The organism is Planctomycetia bacterium (genome assembly GCA_016795155.1).
In the GTDB taxonomy this organism is placed as follows: Bacteria; Planctomycetota; Planctomycetia; order Gemmatales; family HRBIN36; genus JAEUIE01.
In genome coordinates, this window is the sequence record JAEUIE010000033.1 from 1 (window position 1) to 16,882 (window position 16,882).

Sequence of the window (16,882 nt, forward strand, 5' to 3'; positions counted from 1 at the left end):
TCATGCCTCCCTGAAAGTCTGCCAACACCCGCTCACGTAAATCAACCGAGTACGCTTTCATCTGTGACTCCATGACATGGACACGTCACAGTATTTCATGTATTACCTGAATGCGCAAGATGGTTTTTGAAAATGCTCTAATCAGCTTAAAGAAGAACAGGCAATTTGGCCGAAAGAGACGGATTGTGATCGGCTTGACAGAGTCGAGTCGGCATTACGTGAACGTGGAATTCTGCTATGGCAAGCCTCGCCTTGTTGTGACACATGCACTATAGGTGAACTTTCAGATCGCATTGACGTCATAGAAAGTCGTTCTCCAGGTTTCCGCGAGAGATTGCGTGGGTACACATTCTTTATTGATCAAAATGTGCCTGATTCGTTAGCAGAAAGCACACTCCTATCGATTTGTTTTGCATATGGTTGGTTTTCGCCTGATAATGAAGAAGTTGAGAATTCGATTTACCAACAGAAGGCGCTTGATATTGCACATGAGGTTTGTGATTGTCTCCGTGCCGAGGGGTTTGAAATTAACTGGAATGGTGAGTTCACTAAAAAATTCTGCATTAAGCTGATCTGGCAGCGACGGCAGTTACTTGTTTGAAAGCATTTCCGTTAGCCCTTCTGTTCGTGGGCTTGTTCCAAGTTGCAATTATTCCGAAAGTAATGTTACTGACATCTTGATGAACTTTACTGTCATTGAAATGACATAGCTATGTCGCAATCGCCAGCTGCAATTGTAGCCGTACCCAGCATCTTGTTACATTCGTTACATGATTGCACCACATACCACTCCTAATGTTGAAATGTCCAGCCGGTTATTGCGGGCCCATGGATTCTGGCCTGAAGATACGCTGTGTTGGAGCAAATCAGGCCGCACGCAGGATGCCATTGCCGAGCTGGATGCCGCCCGTTCCAGACTGCATCTCATGGTGTATAACTCGTGTGAAGATCATCTCATCCTGGAAGCGAATGTCGATCTGGATGAAATCAACGAACCGATGCTGGATAAGGTGATCAGTAATTTTGATCTGACTCGGTGAAGATTACGAATTCCCAATAATGCAACTAACACTTCACACAACCCACGCAGGCTGATTCGATGGCCTGGGCGAGGGATTTGATGCGTTGGATCATGCTGGCCAGGCCATTGCGGCGGGTGAGGGCGAGGTGTTTGTCGAGACCCAGCTTTTCCAGGAAGCCATCGATGTCAAAGACTAGAATGGCCGAAGCCTTCTGACCGGCGAAGAGGCGTTGCAGGATGGCAATCAATCCTTTGACGATGTCGGCATCGCTTTCCGCGATGAAATCGAGGGTATCCATTGTGCCTGGTCGCTTGCGGGCCGAGAGGTAGACGGTGCTTTGGCAGCCATGCACCCGATTCGCCTCGATGCGTTCACTCTCCGGGAAAGCAGGTAGCTTGTTTCCCAGGTCAATGATGTACTGGTAACGATCGGCCCAGTCATCCAGAAACGAAAATTCATCGATCAACTGCTCTGCAGCAGTTTCGGGGGATGTGGCACTGGCTTCGGGAAAGTTGAAGTCATTTCCCATTTGTAGAGAGATGGCAGGTTGACTGGATCGTTCCTGGCGAAGTGTCTTCAGCGATTCCACAAGTACATCGATATCGTGCGATGTGTTATACACCCCCAGGCTGGCACGGATAGTCGCATTGATGCCGAGTCTGTCCATCAAAGGCATACAGCAATGGTGGCCAGTGCGAACGGCGATACCATCGACATCGAGTCGCAGCCCGACATCGTAAGCAGCCTGGTAAGGATTTTCCAGCACGAAGGAGATGCAGCCTGATTGGTGTTTCGCTTGACCAATGATCCGCAGGCCGGGCACTTCGTGCAGTCGCCTTTCGAGATACTTCAGCAGTACCTCTTCGTGTCGGGCGACCTTGTCCAAGCCTTGTTTCTGCAGGTAATCGATGGCGGTACCCAGCCCCACTGCACCGGCAATGTGAGGCGTGCCCGCTTCAAACTTGTTAGGCAAGTCGGCATAGGTTGTCTTGGCGAAGGTGACCTGGCGGATCATATCGCCACCACCCTGATAAGGTGGCATCTCCTCCAGCCAGGCACGTTTACCGTAAAGCACGCCGATACCGGTGGGGCCATAGAGCTTGTGGCCTGAGAAGGCATAGAAATCGACATCGAGCGACTGCACATCGGTGGGGTGATGGGCTACCCACTGAGCACCATCGACCAGCACCACTGCTCCAACTCCGTGAGCCAGTTTCGTGATGTGGGCAATGTCAATCACACTGCCCAAGGCATTGGAAAGATGTGTCACAGCCACGATGCGAGTGCGGGGCGACAGCAGTTTGCGATATTCATCCAGAATCAACTCGCCCGCATCATTGATGGGGATGACTTTCAGCACCGCACCATACTGTTCGCAGGCCAACTGCCAGGGGACAATGTTCGAGTGATGTTCCAGCGTGGAAACAATGATCTCATCGCCAGGCTTGAGCAAAAGCCTACCCAGGGATGAAGCCACCAGATTGATGCTTTCGGTGGTGCCGCGGGTGAAGATGATCTCACAGGATTCTTTGGCGTTCAGAAAGCGGGCGACTTTCTCGCGGGCCTGTTCGTAGAGTGCGGTCGCTTCCACGCTGAGTTCGTAGTTGCCTCGATGAATGTTGGCGTGGTGCTTTTCGTAGTAATCGCCGACCGCATCAATCACCACTTGCGGCTTCTGGGTGGAAGCGCCGCTATCGAGATAGACCAACGGTCTGCCCCGCATGGGTTGCTCAAAAATCGGGAAATCGCCACGAACATTCAGCAAGCCTGGCGGCGCTGCTATGGTATCGCGTTTCGATTTCAGCGAAGCGGACATGAAAACGTTACTCCGAAACGCTGGTGTTCAGAAACCGATGTTCCAGTTCTTCCCGCAGTGCCGGGATATTCACCCGGCTGATCAGTTCATTGGCAAAGGCAAAGGTCAGCATGGTTTCCGCTTCGGGAACGCTGATGCCTCGTGAACGGAGATAAAAAAGCATGTCCGCATCGAGCTGCCCGACGGTGGCACCGTGCGTGCACTTGACATCATCAGCAAAAATTTCGAGCTGAGGCTTGGTATCGATGGTGGCATCAGGGGATAGCAGCAGCGTCTGGTTGGTCTGCTTGGCATCAGTCTTCTGGGCATCCTGCCTGACGAAAATCTTTCCGTTGAAAACGCCTTTGCCCTTGTCCGCGATGATACCCTTGTAGATTTCATGACTGTTGCAGTGGGGCATAGCATGATCGATGGTGGTGTGGTTATCGATCAGCCTGCTGGCATCGGCGGTATAGAGGCCGTTGAGCGTGGTCTCGCAGTTCTCCGCGGTGAGGTTGGCGAAGAGATCGTTTCGCACCAGGTCGCCACCATGCGTGAAGGCATGCGAGCGGAAGTTGCTGCCCCGGCATTGCCGGGTCTGCTGGGTGAGGAAATGGAAACTGGTGGTGGCGACATCGTTGACACGGTAATGATCAATGCGGGCTTCCACGCAGAGAACAAATTCGCTGACTGCAACTGTCAGATCGGGTTTTTCACCAGCGGAATGATGCGTTTCGATGATGGTCGCCTGGCTGTGTTTGTCAGCCAGCACCAGGATACGGGGAAATGCCATCACGCCCCGGCCTGATTCCTGGAAGATCAGGTGGATGGGCTGTTCAATAACACACTCTCGCGAGAGGTGGATGAAGACGCCATCCTGCAGAAATGCGGTGCCCAGGGCAGCAAAGACCCGATCATCGAAGGTAGCGTGACGTGCCAAGTGGTTTTCAACCAGTTCAGCTTTACTGGTGAGAGCATCATTGAGACTGAGAATAGTGCAACCAGCGGGCAGCCCCTCTAGCTGTGACAGTTCCGGCCGGAAGAAGCCATCGGTGCAGACGACCCGAATAGTGTTGGGGATGGCAAAGGGGTCAGTCAGCGGTTCAGATTGATTTTTGGCGAGCGGGAAAGTGTGCTGGTACAGCTTGTTCAACGGCGTGAATCGCCATTCCTCATCTTTGCTGCCCGGAAAGCCGAGTTCATCGAAGCGGGCAATCGCACTGCTTCGCAGCCGACGCAGGAATGGTGTATCGGTGTCGGCGACGGATTTTTCGAACGTTTCAAACGCACTCAGCATCTGGCTTTTCAATGCCAATTGTTCACTTGATGCTTTCTGTTTTGCGATGCTCATTATTGTCTCGTATTCAAAATGTGCCTGACTAGAAGAACCCCCTCACCCCCAACCCCTCTCCCTCCAGGGGAGAGGGGAGAATCAGGCTTTCACCAGTTGTTTTTTCAGATCAGCTTTGATGCCATCGTAGCCCTTGGATTCGAGTTCCAGGGCAAGTTCCTTGCCACCCGATTTGACGATGCGGCCATCCACCAGCACGTGCACAAAATCGGGCACGATGTAGTTCAGTAAACGCTGATAGTGCGTAATGACCACGAAGGCACGATTATCGTTGCGAAGGGCATTGACGCCTTCTGACACCACTTTGAGGGCATCGATATCAAGGCCTGAATCGGTTTCATCAAGGATGGCCAGCTTAGGGTCGAGCACTGCCATCTGAAAAATTTCGTTGCGTTTCTTCTCGCCGCCGGAGAAACCTTCGTTCACTGGCCGCTTGAGCAGTTCTTCGCTCATGTGGATGAGCTTGAGCTTCTCACGCACCAGTTTCATGAACTGGGATGCATCGAGTTCAGGCAACCCTTGGTACTTGCGTTTGGCATTGAGGGCGGCACGCAGGAAGTAGGTGTTGCCTACGCCGGGAATTTCCACCGGGTACTGGAAAGCCAGGAACAGCCCTTCGCATGCCCGTTCTTCTGGGTCGAGTTCGAGCAGGTCTTTGCCGTTGAAGGTGACGGAACCTTCGGTGACTTCGAAGGCTTCTTTGCCTGCGAGCACGCCGGCAAGAGTGCTTTTGCCTGAGCCGTTTGGCCCCATGATGGCATGCACTTCGCCCGGCCTGACTTCGAGAGTCAGGCCTTTCAGGATTTCCTTATCTTCAACACGGGCATGGAGGTTTTCGATGGTGAGCATTGTCTTGTCTTCAGATAGATTTCGAGATGAATTGGACGATTGCACGATGCGATCATCCGGTTGAAATTCACAGGCATACATTCATGCTGTTTTGTTTAGCACCACTGTGCTTATTGATGGCAAATGTGGAACCAGGTGTTTTCCTTCATGTCGTACCTTCAATCATCAATCGTCTCGCCGTCCATGGCAGAGCGGATGTCGAAGTACAGGCCGAGTGCTGCTCCGAATATCAGGCCGGCCAGCATTCCAGTCTCCACGTCGCCTCCCCACTGGACAAGCAGAACGAGGAGGCCGACAAGAATCGTCCCCGTAATACTCCACTGGATAGTGCAAGGGAACAGCCGCCAGAGAGCTGATATCCATCGCCGGTACCATGGTGGCAGAGGAGGCAACTCCGACTGGTTCAACGGATACTGTGTAATGCTTGCTAATCGTTCGGTTCCTTTCTCGTGATCGGCTTGCTGATCATTCCGAGGTTCGTCATCAAAGTCATGAAGGTATCGTTCGCTAATGTATAGATGAACCTCAGCATTATTTGCTGCATGAGCTAGTCATCTACTCATCACCCCACGCTTCCTTCCAGGCTGATGCCCAGCAGCTTCTGGGCTTCCACTGCAAACTCCATAGGCAGCTCTTTGAACACTTCCTTGCAGAAGCCGTTCACGATCATGCTGACCGCATCTTCGCTGCTGATGCCGCGCTGGTTGCAATAGAAGATCTGGTCTTCGCCAATCTTGCTGGTGCTTGCTTCGTGTTCCACCTGGGCTGTTGGGTTTTTCACCTCGATATACGGGAACGTGTGTGCTCCGCAGCGGTCGCCCAGCAGCATTGAATCGCACTGCGAATAGTTGCGGGCATTGTCAGCACCTTTGTTGATCTTCACCAGGCCACGGTAGGTATTCTGGCCGTTGCCTGCCGAGATGCCTTTACTGACAATGGTGCTGCTGGTGTTCTTGCCCAGATGTACCATCTTGGTGCCGGTATCGGCCTGTTGTTTCGCTTTGGTCAAAGCTACCGAATAAAACTCGCCCACTGAATCGTTACCTTGCAGAATCACGCTTGGGTATTTCCAAGTGATAGCTGAGCCGGTTTCCACCTGCGTCCAACTGATCTTGGAAGCGAACCCTTTGCAGATGCCCCGCTTGGTGACAAAGTTGTAAATGCCCCCTTTTCCCTCTTCATCGCCGGGGTACCAGTTCTGAACGGTGCTGTACTTGATTTGTGCTTTGTCACCTACTGCAATCAGTTCCACCACCGCAGCATGCAACTGGTTTTCATCACGCATCGGAGCGGTGCAGCCTTCCAGGTAGCTGACGTAGGCACCTTCTTCAGCAATGATGAGCGTCCGTTCAAACTGGCCGGTGCCTGCCGCATTGATGCGGAAGTAGGTGCTCAGTTCCATCGGGCAGCGGACACCCTTGGGGATGTAAACGAAGCTGCCATCGGAAAAGACCGCGGAGTTCAGCGCTGCGAAGTAGTTGTCGTTGGCAGGCACCACCGAGCCCATGTACTTCTCGACCAGTTCCGGGTGATGCTGAATCGCTTCGCTGAACGAACAGAAGATAATCCCCTTGCTGGCCAGTTCTTTCTGGAACGTGGTCTTTACCGAAACACTGTCGAAAACCGCATCGACCGCGACATTGCTGTTGCCTGTCAGCCTTTCTTTTTCTTCGAGCGAGATGCCCAGCTTTTCAAAGACCTTGTCGAGTTCCTGTTTGTCTACCTTCAAACTCGGCGCGGAATAGTAGCTCAACGACTGATAATCGATTGGACCGATCTTGAGGTTAGGCCACCAGCGAGGCTCTTCCATTTTGAGCCAGTTGCGAAACGCTTTCAGACGGAACTCGAGCATGAATGCTGGTTCGTTCTTCTTCCGCGAGATCAGGCGGATCGTGTCTTCCGTCAAACCGGGTGGAATCTGGTCAGCTTCTATTTCGGAATAGAAGCCTTCCGCATATTCGCGGCTCGCGAGTTCTTGCAATGTCTGCGTATCAGTAGGCATACAGATCCTGGCTAAGTTGTTTCAGATGAATGCACCGATACTGTATTTTTCATCGGTACACGGATGTTCAGATTCATCACAGCAGGCCGTGGGCGACTCTCATCGCCTCGGCTACCTATGGGCATCGCCAAACGCTGCTGCACCATCGTTGCCCAGTGCGTCTTGTCATCGAGCAGATCGGCCAGCGTCAGGCCATCAAGAATATGCTGCATGCAACTTTCCAGCGTTTGCCAGAGCGAACGCAGGTTGCACGAAGAATGATGGACACAAGTACCTTCGGTTTCAGTACCTGCATGCTTCTGGCAATACTCGCTTTCTTCAAAGAGCCTTTCGCCAATCGCCAGCAGCACGGTTCCCAGGCCCAGTTCATGAGGAGGCTTGGCGAGTTTGTACCCACCCGACCGCCCCAGGGTGCTGTCGATGAACCCCACCTGTCGAAGCAGGCTGAGCATCTTGGCAGCATAAGGGGTGGAAAGCCCTTCGCGCTCAGCAATCTCGGCAATGCTCAGGCTGTTCTTTTCCCCCGCCCGGGCAATCTGCAACAGGCAACGCAATCCATATTCTTCTTGAGCTGTGATTTTCATGATGCTGCTGGCATTCTAGACTCGTCTCTGCAATAGTCTACAGATAAGTGAATGATTTAAGTGCTTATGGGGCATTTAGATAAGGAAATTTTTATTGAGACGAAGTCTCAATAAAAGTGGTTGCGATTACATTGGCATACCAAGGAGAAATTGTTTGACTTGGATAGAGTAAGCAATGAGTATGGCGAAGTGATTGTGCAGCGAAGTTACTGCGTTATTCAATATAGGCTTGGCTTCGGAGGCGATGGGTGGCTTCGGGCTTTTTGGTACTATCCGACGGTCGGTGTTTCGCCCGTAGGTGGTCGGCTTACGATGCTGTCCTCCACGTGGTGGCGGAGCATCTTGACGCCTCGACATCAGCGAGAGAACTGCGTGACTGGCTGCTGGCCCAGTTACCGGGACCCGAAGATGAGGAGCACGTCGGGTTCGGCCCCTGGTTTCGCAAGTCCGACCAGCAATTGGTTGAGCGGTTCTTGGACTTGCGTGAGTTCACGTCCGAGAATCAACGGCTGTTCCATCAGGCGGCGCGGCGGGCCGGTGAGCATACACAATCGGTCGAGAGCGAGGGCTGGCCAGATTGGCTCCGCAACTGCCTTGAGGACTTGGCGGCTAGAGCGGATAACGGTGAGCCGCCGCTGAGCAGGTCGGAGTGGCGCGAGGTCGTGTCTTCCCGGGGCCGGCACATCGGACCGGGTTGGCAAAAGTCCTAACCTTGAACAGCTTGGGTGCCATGCTCACCCCCAAGGTGAACTTGGTAAGTGTGATTTGACACGGTATCCAAATTCACCATGCCCGCCTTGAGGGCGGGCATGGCACTTTGGCCTGTGAACCGTGGCCGGGTGCCCTGGTTTGGTCGTACTCGACCTAACCAGGACGGAACCATCCTGTACCCCGGCATCGTTAGCCGGAGTACCGGCAAACGATGGCAACTGTGCGAAACACCATCGGCTCCCGCAACCCAACTGCCAGGGAGTATTCGTAAAGCTTGTCTGTCAACAGCGTAGGGTGTACGAAGTTGGTCATGCGGGATCGCTCCAGAGCGGAGGTGCCTTGGGTGGGCTTGTTTGGGATGTCATCTCGTTATTTGTTCTAATCGAAGTGTGTTCAACATTCTATCCACAACCTGATCGTCACGGCCGGCAGCACTTACCTTGCAACGGTAACATACACTGAGTGGCATAGAATTGGCACACAGCGCCCACCCCCGAATCCATTCGTCACCTGAAACAAAGTCCACAAAGTTACCAGTGAAATCTCCACTCCGATTGTCTGAAACCCGCCGCCCCCTGGCCCGATCAGTGTGACCAACCCATTCTACCCACTTAGCAGCACTCATGATGCCGCGTTCGTCAGGTGTTAGCCGGAGTGACGCATCGTTGGTCTCCGGAACAATAGTCAAATACCTGGCAGGCTCTCCTAATGCAGTCTCTTGGATGATCTCCGCACTCCATCTTGGTGCGAGCACAATAGACCAACCAAAAGCAGAATAGCGATTCAGCATGTGATACGCCTCGCGACTATGGCAACAGTCGCATCCACGTCAATCCATCCAATAAGATACAGGTTCTCAGGCCCAACGGGCCGGGGCAATTTAGCCCAGGGCACTGCCCTGGGGAAAGAAGCCAAAGTCGGAGAAAGCCCTGAAAGGGCGAGATAACACACTCACGATTCACAGTTATCCCTCCCCGGTGAGGCTGAGAAATCTCATGGTTTCATGCTCCCAGGGCGGTGCCCTGGGCTCTCCTCTCTCGCCCCTTTGGGGCTAAGCCACCCGGTTCCAGTGGCATCCAACCCATGCCCCTGCTACATTAAGCTTCGTCTGTTCTTCTCCCAAAACCTCTCCCCCTGTTTACTTGCAGGAGATATGACGTGGCAGTATCCAAAGAGGCGATCAAACACAAGAACATTGTCTTCACCGAACATCCCATGCTGGATGTGTCGCCGGTGTTCCGCATGGCTCGCCAGCAGATGGTCAAAGTCGCCGAGCGAAGCGAACTGGAACCGGGAATTCTTGATCGACTCAGCGTACCCAAGCGATGTTTCATTGTCAGCATTCCCGTTCGCCTTGACGATGGCTCGACGCGAGTCTTCAACGGCTTCCGTGTTCAGCATCACATTACCAGCGGGCCGGCCAAGGGTGGGCTGCGGTATCACACCGCCGTAGATCTTGGTGAAGTAGCAGCACTGGCCATGTGGATGTCGTGGAAATGTGGCCTGATGAATCTGCCTTTCGGCGGTGGCAAAGGTGGCATCACGGTTGACCCAGTCAAGCATAGCAAACGCGAACTGGAACGCATCACCAGGCGCTACACCGAAGAACTGCTGCCGATGATCGGGCCTCGCGTCGACGTGATGGCACCGGATGTCGGCACCGATGAACAGACGATGGCCTGGATCATGGATACCTACTCCATGAGTATTGGCCATGCCTGCCCCGAAATTGTCACCGGCAAACCGGTTGAAATTGGTGGCTGTCTGGGTCGCCGTGAAGCGACGGGTCGTGGTGTTGTCTACACGATCATGTGTGCTCTCAAGGAATACAGCATTGATCCCAAGCAGGCTACTGCCGTCGTGCAGGGGTTTGGCAACGTGGGATCGGTCGCTTGCAATGAGCTGGTCCAGCGTGGCGTCAAGATTCTTGCCGTCTCTGATCGCTATGGTGCGATCATGAATGAAGATGGGCTCGATATTCCAGCATTGATCAAGCATGTGAATGAAAACCCCAAGGGCTTGCCTGATTTCCCCAAGGCGAAAAAAGTTGATCCGAAAGAAATGCTCAACATGAAATGCACCGTGTTGGTGCCAGCAGCGCTGGAACGGGTGATCACAGCAGAAAATGCAGGGAAGCTGCAATGCAAGATCATTGCTGAAGGTGCCAATGGCCCCACGACACCTGAAGCGGATGACATCCTCGAAGAACGAGGCATCGTGATCATACCTGATATCCTTTGCAACGCTGGTGGTGTCACCGTCAGCTACTTCGAATGGGTGCAGGATCTGCAGCAACTCTTCTGGGATGAAGCTGAAGTGCAGAAACGATTACAGCGACTGATGGAAGATGCGTATTCCAGAGTCAGGAAACTGGCCAAAGAACGTGACTTCAAGAACAACCGTATCGCAGCACTGACACTCGGCGTAGAAAAGGTAGCCCGCGAAAAAGACATCCGCGGTTTGTACCCATAAGAGTCAGAGGTCAAGGGTGAGAAGACAGGCATCTAATTCCTGTCTTCTCATTTCGCCCCTCAACCCCGACCCCTGAAACCTCACCCCTGACTCTTCCGCGGATATGCCTTCGCTACCTCCTTCACCTTCTGTTCAAAGCCTGCAGGAACTTCTTCAAACCCTTTGAGCTTATACAGCGTCAGCACGCGGGCGCCTTCAGGCTTCTCGTTCGATTTCAGCAATGCATCTTTGAATTTAGCCAACGCATCCTTGTCTGCATGCTTTTCGTTGTACATCACCGTAGCAGGGGGGAAATCCATCGAAGTATGGATCGCCTTCAGCTTCTTGAATCTGCCTGGCTTGCGTTCCTTGAAAACTTCCATGCCTGCACCTGTAACAATCGCGGCCCGAGCATTGCCATCGAGAACTTCTTCCAGCGTTTCATCAACATTGCCAGATTTCTTCTGTTGGAATGCCTTATCCAAAGGCTGACCCAGCGTTGCCTGCAGATAATATTGCGAAACAAACGGTATACGATCAGGGATGGCAACTTTGGCGCCTGATAGGTCTTTCAAATCCTTGGCTGTATCGCTTTCCTTGGTAACCACTACCGTTCGTGTCGAGCCTTCATCAATGCTGGCTACCAGGAGCGCTTTGGCTTCCGGATAAGCAACTTGCAACCAGGCGTATTCCAGACCCGTTAGAATTACCAGTTGTATCTTTCCTGTTTTGAACTCAGATTCGACCTGCGATAAGGTCACCACATCAAAAACTGCGTCGGTTTTCGTGTCTTTCTGAATGATCTCAGCAAAAGGCTTGATCTGTTCAACCACCTTGTCACGATCCTGCCCGGCAAAAACACTCTCTAATAAAGCCACCTTCACCGGCTCATGGGAGGCCGCCCGGATGGAACTCCAGGGAACCAGTATTCCGGAGGCGAGTATTGCCTGTAACCAATTCCGGCGTGTTGTCAGCATGGTGTATATTCCTCATAATCCCTGAAGTCTGGCCTTGAACGCTTGCCCAGCAGGAAAACGCAAATTATACTCGATGAGAGGCTTTGTCGTCAAAAATTCGTTCTTGAAGTCATGGTATGGCTTCAGACAGAGAAGGGAACCGTTTTGTGGCCCAGCGGCGCATCCGACTTCGCGGTGTAGGTCCCCAGGTTGAGGGCAAATACTGGGAATCGGAATCGTTGCTGCGCATCGGTCGCTATGAACATCTCGAAATCGTTCTGAACGATGCCTCCATCAGCCGACGACATGGTGAATTAGCTGCTACTGACCAGGGTTGGATTGTCCGCGATCTGGGCAGCACCAATGGCACCTATCTGAACGGTGTTAAAGTTGGTCGCACTGATCGCAAAATCAAAGTCCGTGACGTCATCCAGTTTGGCAACCTGGTCATGGTGGTAGCTGTCTGTGAAGATGGCCCCAGTGAACCCGAAGAACCACCGACCGGTGGCCTGCAGATACAGGCATCCAGCACCAATTCCTGGCACCGTGCACTCGAAAGCGTTGCTTTCCAGCACATCAACAAACCTCGCTCTGGCGACAGGCTGATGGCACTGTTGCGTGCCGGCCATCATCTGGTTCATGCCAATTCCCTCGACGACCTGCTTCGCTCCGTTCTCGATGATGCTGTCTCAGCACTCGATGCCCAGCGTGCCGCCATCGTGCTTTCCAATGAAGACAGCAACGATTTGGTACTGAAAGCAGTTGCAACCAAGGACAAGGAATCCAAAGGCCGGGTATACTTCAGCAAGAGCATTGCCCGCCGATGTTTTGACAAGGCAGAATCTGTTCTGTGTCGCGATGTCACTCATTCGCCGGAACTGGCCGTTGCCAACAGCATTGCCGATGGCACCATGAGTTCCGTCATCTGTGCTCTGCTCCGCTCCCCTCGCAAACAGCTGGGCGTTTTGCACCTCGATCGTGGTCCACTAAAAGAGCCTTTCACCAACGATGATCTGCAACTGGCTGATGCCCTCGCTGCCAGTGTTTCAGCAGGCATTGAAGTCGCTCAATTAGTCGAACAACAACGTGAACTGTTTCTGCGTACCGTTACTGCACTGGCTCAGGCAGTCGAAATGCGAGACGCCTATACGGGCAACCATACGCAGCGTGTCACCGATTACTCTTTGATCATCGCCCAGGAACTCAAGTTAAGTGCTGAAGATGCACGCTGGGTGCAGATTGGCACGCCGCTGCACGATATCGGCAAGATTGGCATCGATGACTCCATTCTCCGCAAGCGCACCAATCTGACACACGAAGAATATGAGATAATGAAGTCGCACACCACTAAGGGTGCGTCAATCCTGATGGCCATACCCGAACTGACACCAGCGATCCCCATCGTTCGCAGCCATCATGAACAATGGGATGGCGGCGGATACCCGGATGGACTCAAAGGCGAGCAGATTCCGCTCCTGGCCCGCATCGTTGCCGTGGCAGATGCCTTTGATGCCATGACCTCAGACAGGCCTTACCGCAGTGGGCTTTCCATGCAGCGTGCTTTTGATGAAATCCGCACCAAGGCAGGCAAACAGTTTGACCCGGAAGCAGCAGCAGCTTTCCTCCGTCAACGCGAGAAAATCGAAGAGTCTTACTCACAGCGTGTTGTGCTGGAAGAACCCGAAGAAGCCATTCACCCCGCCTCGATTAGCCAATCTTTCCTCGATGTCGATCATGGCACCAATACCAGTTGCATCGATCCTTCCGTATTACCACGGCAGCATCGATAAACAGGAACGTGGTCATCTGTTTCCGTTGAAATGACGCGATGATGAGCGTCTATGCCATCAGTAACAATAACAAAATGCAGAGAGCTTGTTCCACGGTGCACACCTAATCGCGTTCTTGTAGAATAAACGAGCAGCTTCGTTTGAAATCAGGTGCTCATGAGTGGCGATCAGATTCGTGTTCTCGTCGTCGATGATCAGGAAGTCCATGCCCAGGCCGTAGCAGAAAGCCTGTCGCGCATCGGCTACGATTGCGCCATTGCCACCAGTGGCCAGGATGGTCTCAAGAAAATCGAAAACGAAGACTTCGATGTGGTCATTACCGATTTGCGTATGGATGAAGTCGATGGCCTGGCCATCCTGCGTAAGGCTAAAATGGAATTGCCCGATGCGGAAGTGGTCCTGGTCACAGGTCATGGCGACATCAAAACCGCAGTCGCAGCTATGCAGGGTGGAGCTGCTACCTACCTTACCAAACCGGTAGACATCAGCGAATTGCGTGCGGTGGTGGATAAGTACACGCAACGGTATCGTCTGTCTCAAACCAATAAAGAATTGCAACGCCAACTGGATGAGCGATTCGGCTTCGAAGGTGTCATTGGCAGCAGTCCGTTGATGCATGCTGTACTGGATCGTCTCAAGCAACTGGCTCCCACCGACAGCAGGGTTCTCATTCAGGGCGAAACAGGAACTGGCAAAGAACTGGTCGCCAAAGCACTTCACTTCAACAGCCCGCGAAAAAACAAACCGTTTGTTCCTCTTAACTGTACCGCGCTGAACGAAAACCTGCTCGAAGATGAATTGTTCGGCCATGAAGCTGGCGCCTACACCGGTGCAGACAGGCAACGCAAAGGTAAGTTTGAATACGCCAACGGTGGCACGCTGTTTCTCGATGAGCTAGGTGAAATGTCCATCCCACTTCAACAAAAACTGTTGCGGGTGCTAGAAGATGGCCAGGTCTATCGTGTGGGTGGCAACGAACCCATCAAAGTGAACGTGCGAGTGATTTCCGCAACCCACCGCGACCTGGAGCAGGCGGTTGCCAAGGGTACTTTCAGGCAGGATTTGTACTATCGGCTCAAAGTCGTCACCATCAAACTCCCACCACTTCGTGAACGCCGCGAAGATATCACTTTGCTGGCACATCATTTCATGAAAGAGTTTGCGAGTCGCTATGGCCGGGAGATCAAGACCATTGCGGCTGAGGTAAGACGCATGTTCAGCAGCTACGATTGGCCAGGCAACGTTCGGGAATTACGACATGTTATTGAAAGCATGGTCGTCGTTGACCGTGATGGAATTCTGGGCATTGATGATTTACCCGAAAACGAAGGACTAGGTAAAGCCCAGGATGCCGTAGCATTGCCTCTGGGCGATTCCTCTCTGGTGGGCAAACCGCTCGCCGAAGTGGAGCGATATTATATTCTACAAGCACTCGAAATGGCCAACGGCAACCGCGAAGAAGCCGCCCAGATGCTAGGCATCGGCGAACGAACACTGTACCGCAAAATTAAAGAATACGAAGACTCGGGCTACATGCCCAAACGCCGCCCAGTGACAACCTAAAGAGATTTGCTCCAAGTTCTTAATCCGCCCATTTAGCCCGCATGGATTTGGTACAGGATAGCAATCCAGTTCCAAAAAAAAACTGTGCGCAAGTTGTTGCACATTCATCGTTCTATAGATGTTATTGCATGCAGGAATTACTCATGACCGCTTCCATGCCTCGCTGGCAAGATCTGTTCACCCGCATGCTGGCTCAAGAATCTCCTGCTGAAATCGCTAGCGAGGTTGAGCCTTATCAAGCCCAGCCAGCTCTGGGTATTGACCTTGCCTTGACGTGGTGCGAAGCCATGCTGCCAGCCACAATGCTCAGCGATGTTGCTGTTTCTGCCCATTTCCCGGCAGCGTGGGGTGCAGCCAGGCATGTCGACCTGCTGACTCCTTTTCCCTGCTGCATCGGCATGGCACCACAATTTCTGCAGCGGATACAGGCATTGCTGGAGAATAGTAAACACTTTTTCGAGCAAACCCTACCTGCCTCGCGGCCACGGTTTACTGCTGAGCCTACACTCGATTCCAAAACCGTGATTTCCCAGTTAGCTGTTGCCCGGCTGGCGGGGGATCACGACAAGTCTCGCGAGTTGATTGCTCAACTCGATGGGGAAGTGCTGCAGAAGAATGAACTCGCATCGCAGCACTGGCTGGAAGGTGACCGGGATACTGCTGCATCAATCTGGAACGATCTGCCTGCGGTTCATCCCGTCATTGCATTCAACCAGGCTCTAGTTGCACTGGCACACGGAGAGTCGAAACAGGGTAAAGCCCGCCTGCAGCAAGCCATCGATGGCTTTGACGAGAACACCGGCTGGCATCATCTGAGTGAATTGTATCTGGCGTTGGCTGAGGCTGGTGTGTAATAGTTCGCAGAAAATAAAGCAGGGTTGCATCATTCCTCAGATGCAACCCTGTTGAACTTTTGGGTGGTAGCAAACGCAACCCATTCTCCCAAAAAGGGTTGATGATCAGCGCCTGGCGGACTGCTGCACTGGAATGGTGTTGCGTTCGATGAGTTCATTAGCTTCGGTAGCTTCGCCCCAGCCTTTGAAGACCATCTTGCCTGGGCCTTTGTAGTTGAGGAACCAGGTCTGCAGGATATCGGTCACGCCGGGGAACTGTTCATTGAGTTCCTTCAGCGACTTGACCTTGGCTAGTGGTGTATGTTCCATCACTGCCAGCACTTTGTGATCGAGTTCGCCTTTATCGACGAGTTTCAGCAAGCCGACCACTTTCACTTTGGCGACAGTTCCACGAGCAAGAGCCGGGCCGAGGATGAGTACATCGACCGGGTCGCCATCGCCACCAGTTTCCTTGGCCAGCTTGGTGCTGGGGACTACGCCGTAATTACATGGGTAAGGCAAATACTTCACGATGCGGGGAGCGCCTTCGCGGATTTCGAGTTCCATCTTGCCCGTATGGTTGATTTCCCACTTGGCATTAGTACCTGAGGGGATTTCGACGATAGCATTGATAGTCGCATCGTCATTGCGAGTAGGGTAGCCGTTGTAAAGGTTCTTGATGCCACGAATGGTCAGTAAATCGACCTGTTTCACGTTTTCAGCTAGTGGCGCCGGGCCGTTGGCGAGTTTGTATTCGGGAGTGGCTGTACTGGGCTTACTGGATGCATCATCAGCCCCGGCCTGAGTGCAGACCAGTCCACACGTTATCAGCATGAACAGCCAAAGTCTTAAACGCATGTATCCAGCTCCGGTGCAAAAGGCTCGATCTGTCCGAGTAACGCAAGATGTGCAACCTTGATGAATCTCAAATTAAGGAAGGCAGGCTGAAGTGTTAATAGACTTGGCGGTTCCTTC

14 protein-coding genes are annotated in these 16,882 nt (G+C 52.8%); 5 read left to right on the top strand and 9 right to left on the bottom strand.

All coding sequences use genetic code 11. The features are described from left to right. Positions 1-770: 770 nt before the first annotated feature. Positions 771-1,040, top strand: a complete 270-nt coding sequence (locus JNJ77_13205) for a hypothetical protein (GenBank protein ID MBL8823540.1) — start codon at positions 771-773, stop codon at positions 1,038-1,040. Positions 1,041-1,065: 25 nt separating this feature from the next. Here JNJ77_13205 and JNJ77_13210 read toward each other — a convergent pair whose 3' ends face one another. From JNJ77_13210 to JNJ77_13240, 7 genes are all read right to left on the bottom strand, one after another. Next, positions 1,066-2,838 (bottom strand): SufS family cysteine desulfurase, encoded by a 1,773-nt coding sequence (locus JNJ77_13210; GenBank protein ID MBL8823541.1) that lies wholly within the window; start codon positions 2,836-2,838, stop codon positions 1,066-1,068. Between the two features lie 7 nt (positions 2,839-2,845). Next, complete coding sequence (gene sufD, locus JNJ77_13215) at positions 2,846-4,168, bottom strand: Fe-S cluster assembly protein SufD (protein MBL8823542.1); 1,323 nt, start codon at positions 4,166-4,168, stop codon at positions 2,846-2,848. A gap of 81 nt (positions 4,169-4,249) precedes the next feature. Then, positions 4,250-5,017: a Fe-S cluster assembly ATPase SufC gene (gene sufC, locus JNJ77_13220; GenBank protein MBL8823543.1), complete on the bottom strand. Its 768-nt coding sequence runs from the start codon at positions 5,015-5,017 to the stop codon at positions 4,250-4,252. 158 nt (positions 5,018-5,175) lie between these two features. Next, complete coding sequence (locus JNJ77_13225) at positions 5,176-5,424, bottom strand: hypothetical protein (GenBank protein MBL8823544.1); 249 nt, start codon at positions 5,422-5,424, stop codon at positions 5,176-5,178. Positions 5,425-5,579: 155 nt separating this feature from the next. Next, complete coding sequence (gene sufB / locus JNJ77_13230) at positions 5,580-7,019, bottom strand: Fe-S cluster assembly protein SufB (GenBank protein ID MBL8823545.1); 1,440 nt, start codon at positions 7,017-7,019, stop codon at positions 5,580-5,582. An 11-nt stretch (positions 7,020-7,030) separates the two neighbouring features. Continuing rightward, positions 7,031-7,603 (bottom strand): Rrf2 family transcriptional regulator, encoded by a 573-nt coding sequence (locus JNJ77_13235; protein MBL8823546.1) that lies wholly within the window; start codon positions 7,601-7,603, stop codon positions 7,031-7,033. A 126-nt stretch (positions 7,604-7,729) separates the two neighbouring features. After that, on the bottom strand, positions 7,730-7,960 hold the full coding sequence (locus tag JNJ77_13240; protein MBL8823547.1) for a hypothetical protein: 231 nt from the start codon (positions 7,958-7,960) through the stop codon (positions 7,730-7,732). A 1,569-nt stretch (positions 7,961-9,529) separates the two neighbouring features. Between JNJ77_13240 and JNJ77_13245 the strand changes: the two genes are divergently transcribed. Then, a complete protein-coding gene (locus JNJ77_13245; protein MBL8823548.1) occupies positions 9,530-10,786 on the top strand; it encodes a Glu/Leu/Phe/Val dehydrogenase in 1,257 nt (418 codons plus the stop codon). An 80-nt stretch (positions 10,787-10,866) separates the two neighbouring features. Here the strand turns inward: JNJ77_13245 and JNJ77_13250 are convergent, their stop codons facing one another. Then, positions 10,867-11,742 carry a PhnD/SsuA/transferrin family substrate-binding protein gene (locus JNJ77_13250; GenBank protein MBL8823549.1) on the bottom strand — a complete coding sequence of 292 codons (876 nt, stop codon included), beginning with the start codon at positions 11,740-11,742 and terminating at the stop codon, positions 10,867-10,869. A gap of 116 nt (positions 11,743-11,858) precedes the next feature. Here JNJ77_13250 and JNJ77_13255 point away from each other — a divergent pair, with 116 nt between their 5' ends. From JNJ77_13255 to JNJ77_13265, 3 genes are all read left to right on the top strand, one after another. Next, the gene (locus JNJ77_13255) at positions 11,859-13,511 is read left to right on the top strand and encodes an HD domain-containing protein (protein ID MBL8823550.1); all 1,653 of its coding nucleotides are present in this window, start codon (positions 11,859-11,861) and stop codon (positions 13,509-13,511) included. A 156-nt stretch (positions 13,512-13,667) separates the two neighbouring features. Beyond that, the gene (locus JNJ77_13260; protein ID MBL8823551.1) at positions 13,668-15,074 is read left to right on the top strand and encodes a sigma-54-dependent Fis family transcriptional regulator; all 1,407 of its coding nucleotides are present in this window, start codon (positions 13,668-13,670) and stop codon (positions 15,072-15,074) included. A gap of 143 nt (positions 15,075-15,217) precedes the next feature. Beyond that, positions 15,218-15,928, top strand: a complete 711-nt coding sequence (locus tag JNJ77_13265) for a hypothetical protein (protein MBL8823552.1) — start codon at positions 15,218-15,220, stop codon at positions 15,926-15,928. A gap of 105 nt (positions 15,929-16,033) precedes the next feature. Here JNJ77_13265 and JNJ77_13270 read toward each other — a convergent pair whose 3' ends face one another. Next, on the bottom strand, positions 16,034-16,765 hold the full coding sequence (locus JNJ77_13270; protein MBL8823553.1) for an inorganic diphosphatase: 732 nt from the start codon (positions 16,763-16,765) through the stop codon (positions 16,034-16,036). Positions 16,766-16,882 lie beyond the last annotated feature (117 nt).

What these genes read in the sequence shown, in the direction of transcription:
- JNJ77_13205 (MBL8823540.1), top strand. Translation starts at nt 771, where the DNA reads ATGATTGCACCACATACCACTCCTAATGTTGAAATGTCCAGCCGGTTA.
- JNJ77_13210 (MBL8823541.1), bottom strand. Translation starts at nt 2,838, where the DNA reads ATGTCCGCTTCGCTGAAATCGAAACGCGATACCATAGCAGCGCCGCCA.
- sufD (MBL8823542.1), bottom strand. Translation starts at nt 4,168, where the DNA reads ATGAGCATCGCAAAACAGAAAGCATCAAGTGAACAATTGGCATTGAAA.
- sufC (MBL8823543.1), bottom strand. Translation starts at nt 5,017, where the DNA reads ATGCTCACCATCGAAAACCTCCATGCCCGTGTTGAAGATAAGGAAATC.
- sufB (MBL8823545.1), bottom strand. Translation starts at nt 7,019, where the DNA reads ATGCCTACTGATACGCAGACATTGCAAGAACTCGCGAGCCGCGAATAT.
- JNJ77_13235 (MBL8823546.1), bottom strand. Translation starts at nt 7,603, where the DNA reads ATGAAAATCACAGCTCAAGAAGAATATGGATTGCGTTGCCTGTTGCAG.
- JNJ77_13240 (MBL8823547.1), bottom strand. Translation starts at nt 7,960, where the DNA reads ATGTCGAGGCGTCAAGATGCTCCGCCACCACGTGGAGGACAGCATCGT.
- JNJ77_13245 (MBL8823548.1), top strand. Translation starts at nt 9,530, where the DNA reads ATGCTGGATGTGTCGCCGGTGTTCCGCATGGCTCGCCAGCAGATGGTC.
- JNJ77_13250 (MBL8823549.1), bottom strand. Translation starts at nt 11,742, where the DNA reads ATGCTGACAACACGCCGGAATTGGTTACAGGCAATACTCGCCTCCGGA.
- JNJ77_13255 (MBL8823550.1), top strand. Translation starts at nt 11,859, where the DNA reads ATGGCTTCAGACAGAGAAGGGAACCGTTTTGTGGCCCAGCGGCGCATC.
- JNJ77_13260 (MBL8823551.1), top strand. Translation starts at nt 13,668, where the DNA reads ATGAGTGGCGATCAGATTCGTGTTCTCGTCGTCGATGATCAGGAAGTC.
- JNJ77_13265 (MBL8823552.1), top strand. Translation starts at nt 15,218, where the DNA reads ATGACCGCTTCCATGCCTCGCTGGCAAGATCTGTTCACCCGCATGCTG.
- JNJ77_13270 (MBL8823553.1), bottom strand. Translation starts at nt 16,765, where the DNA reads ATGCGTTTAAGACTTTGGCTGTTCATGCTGATAACGTGTGGACTGGTC.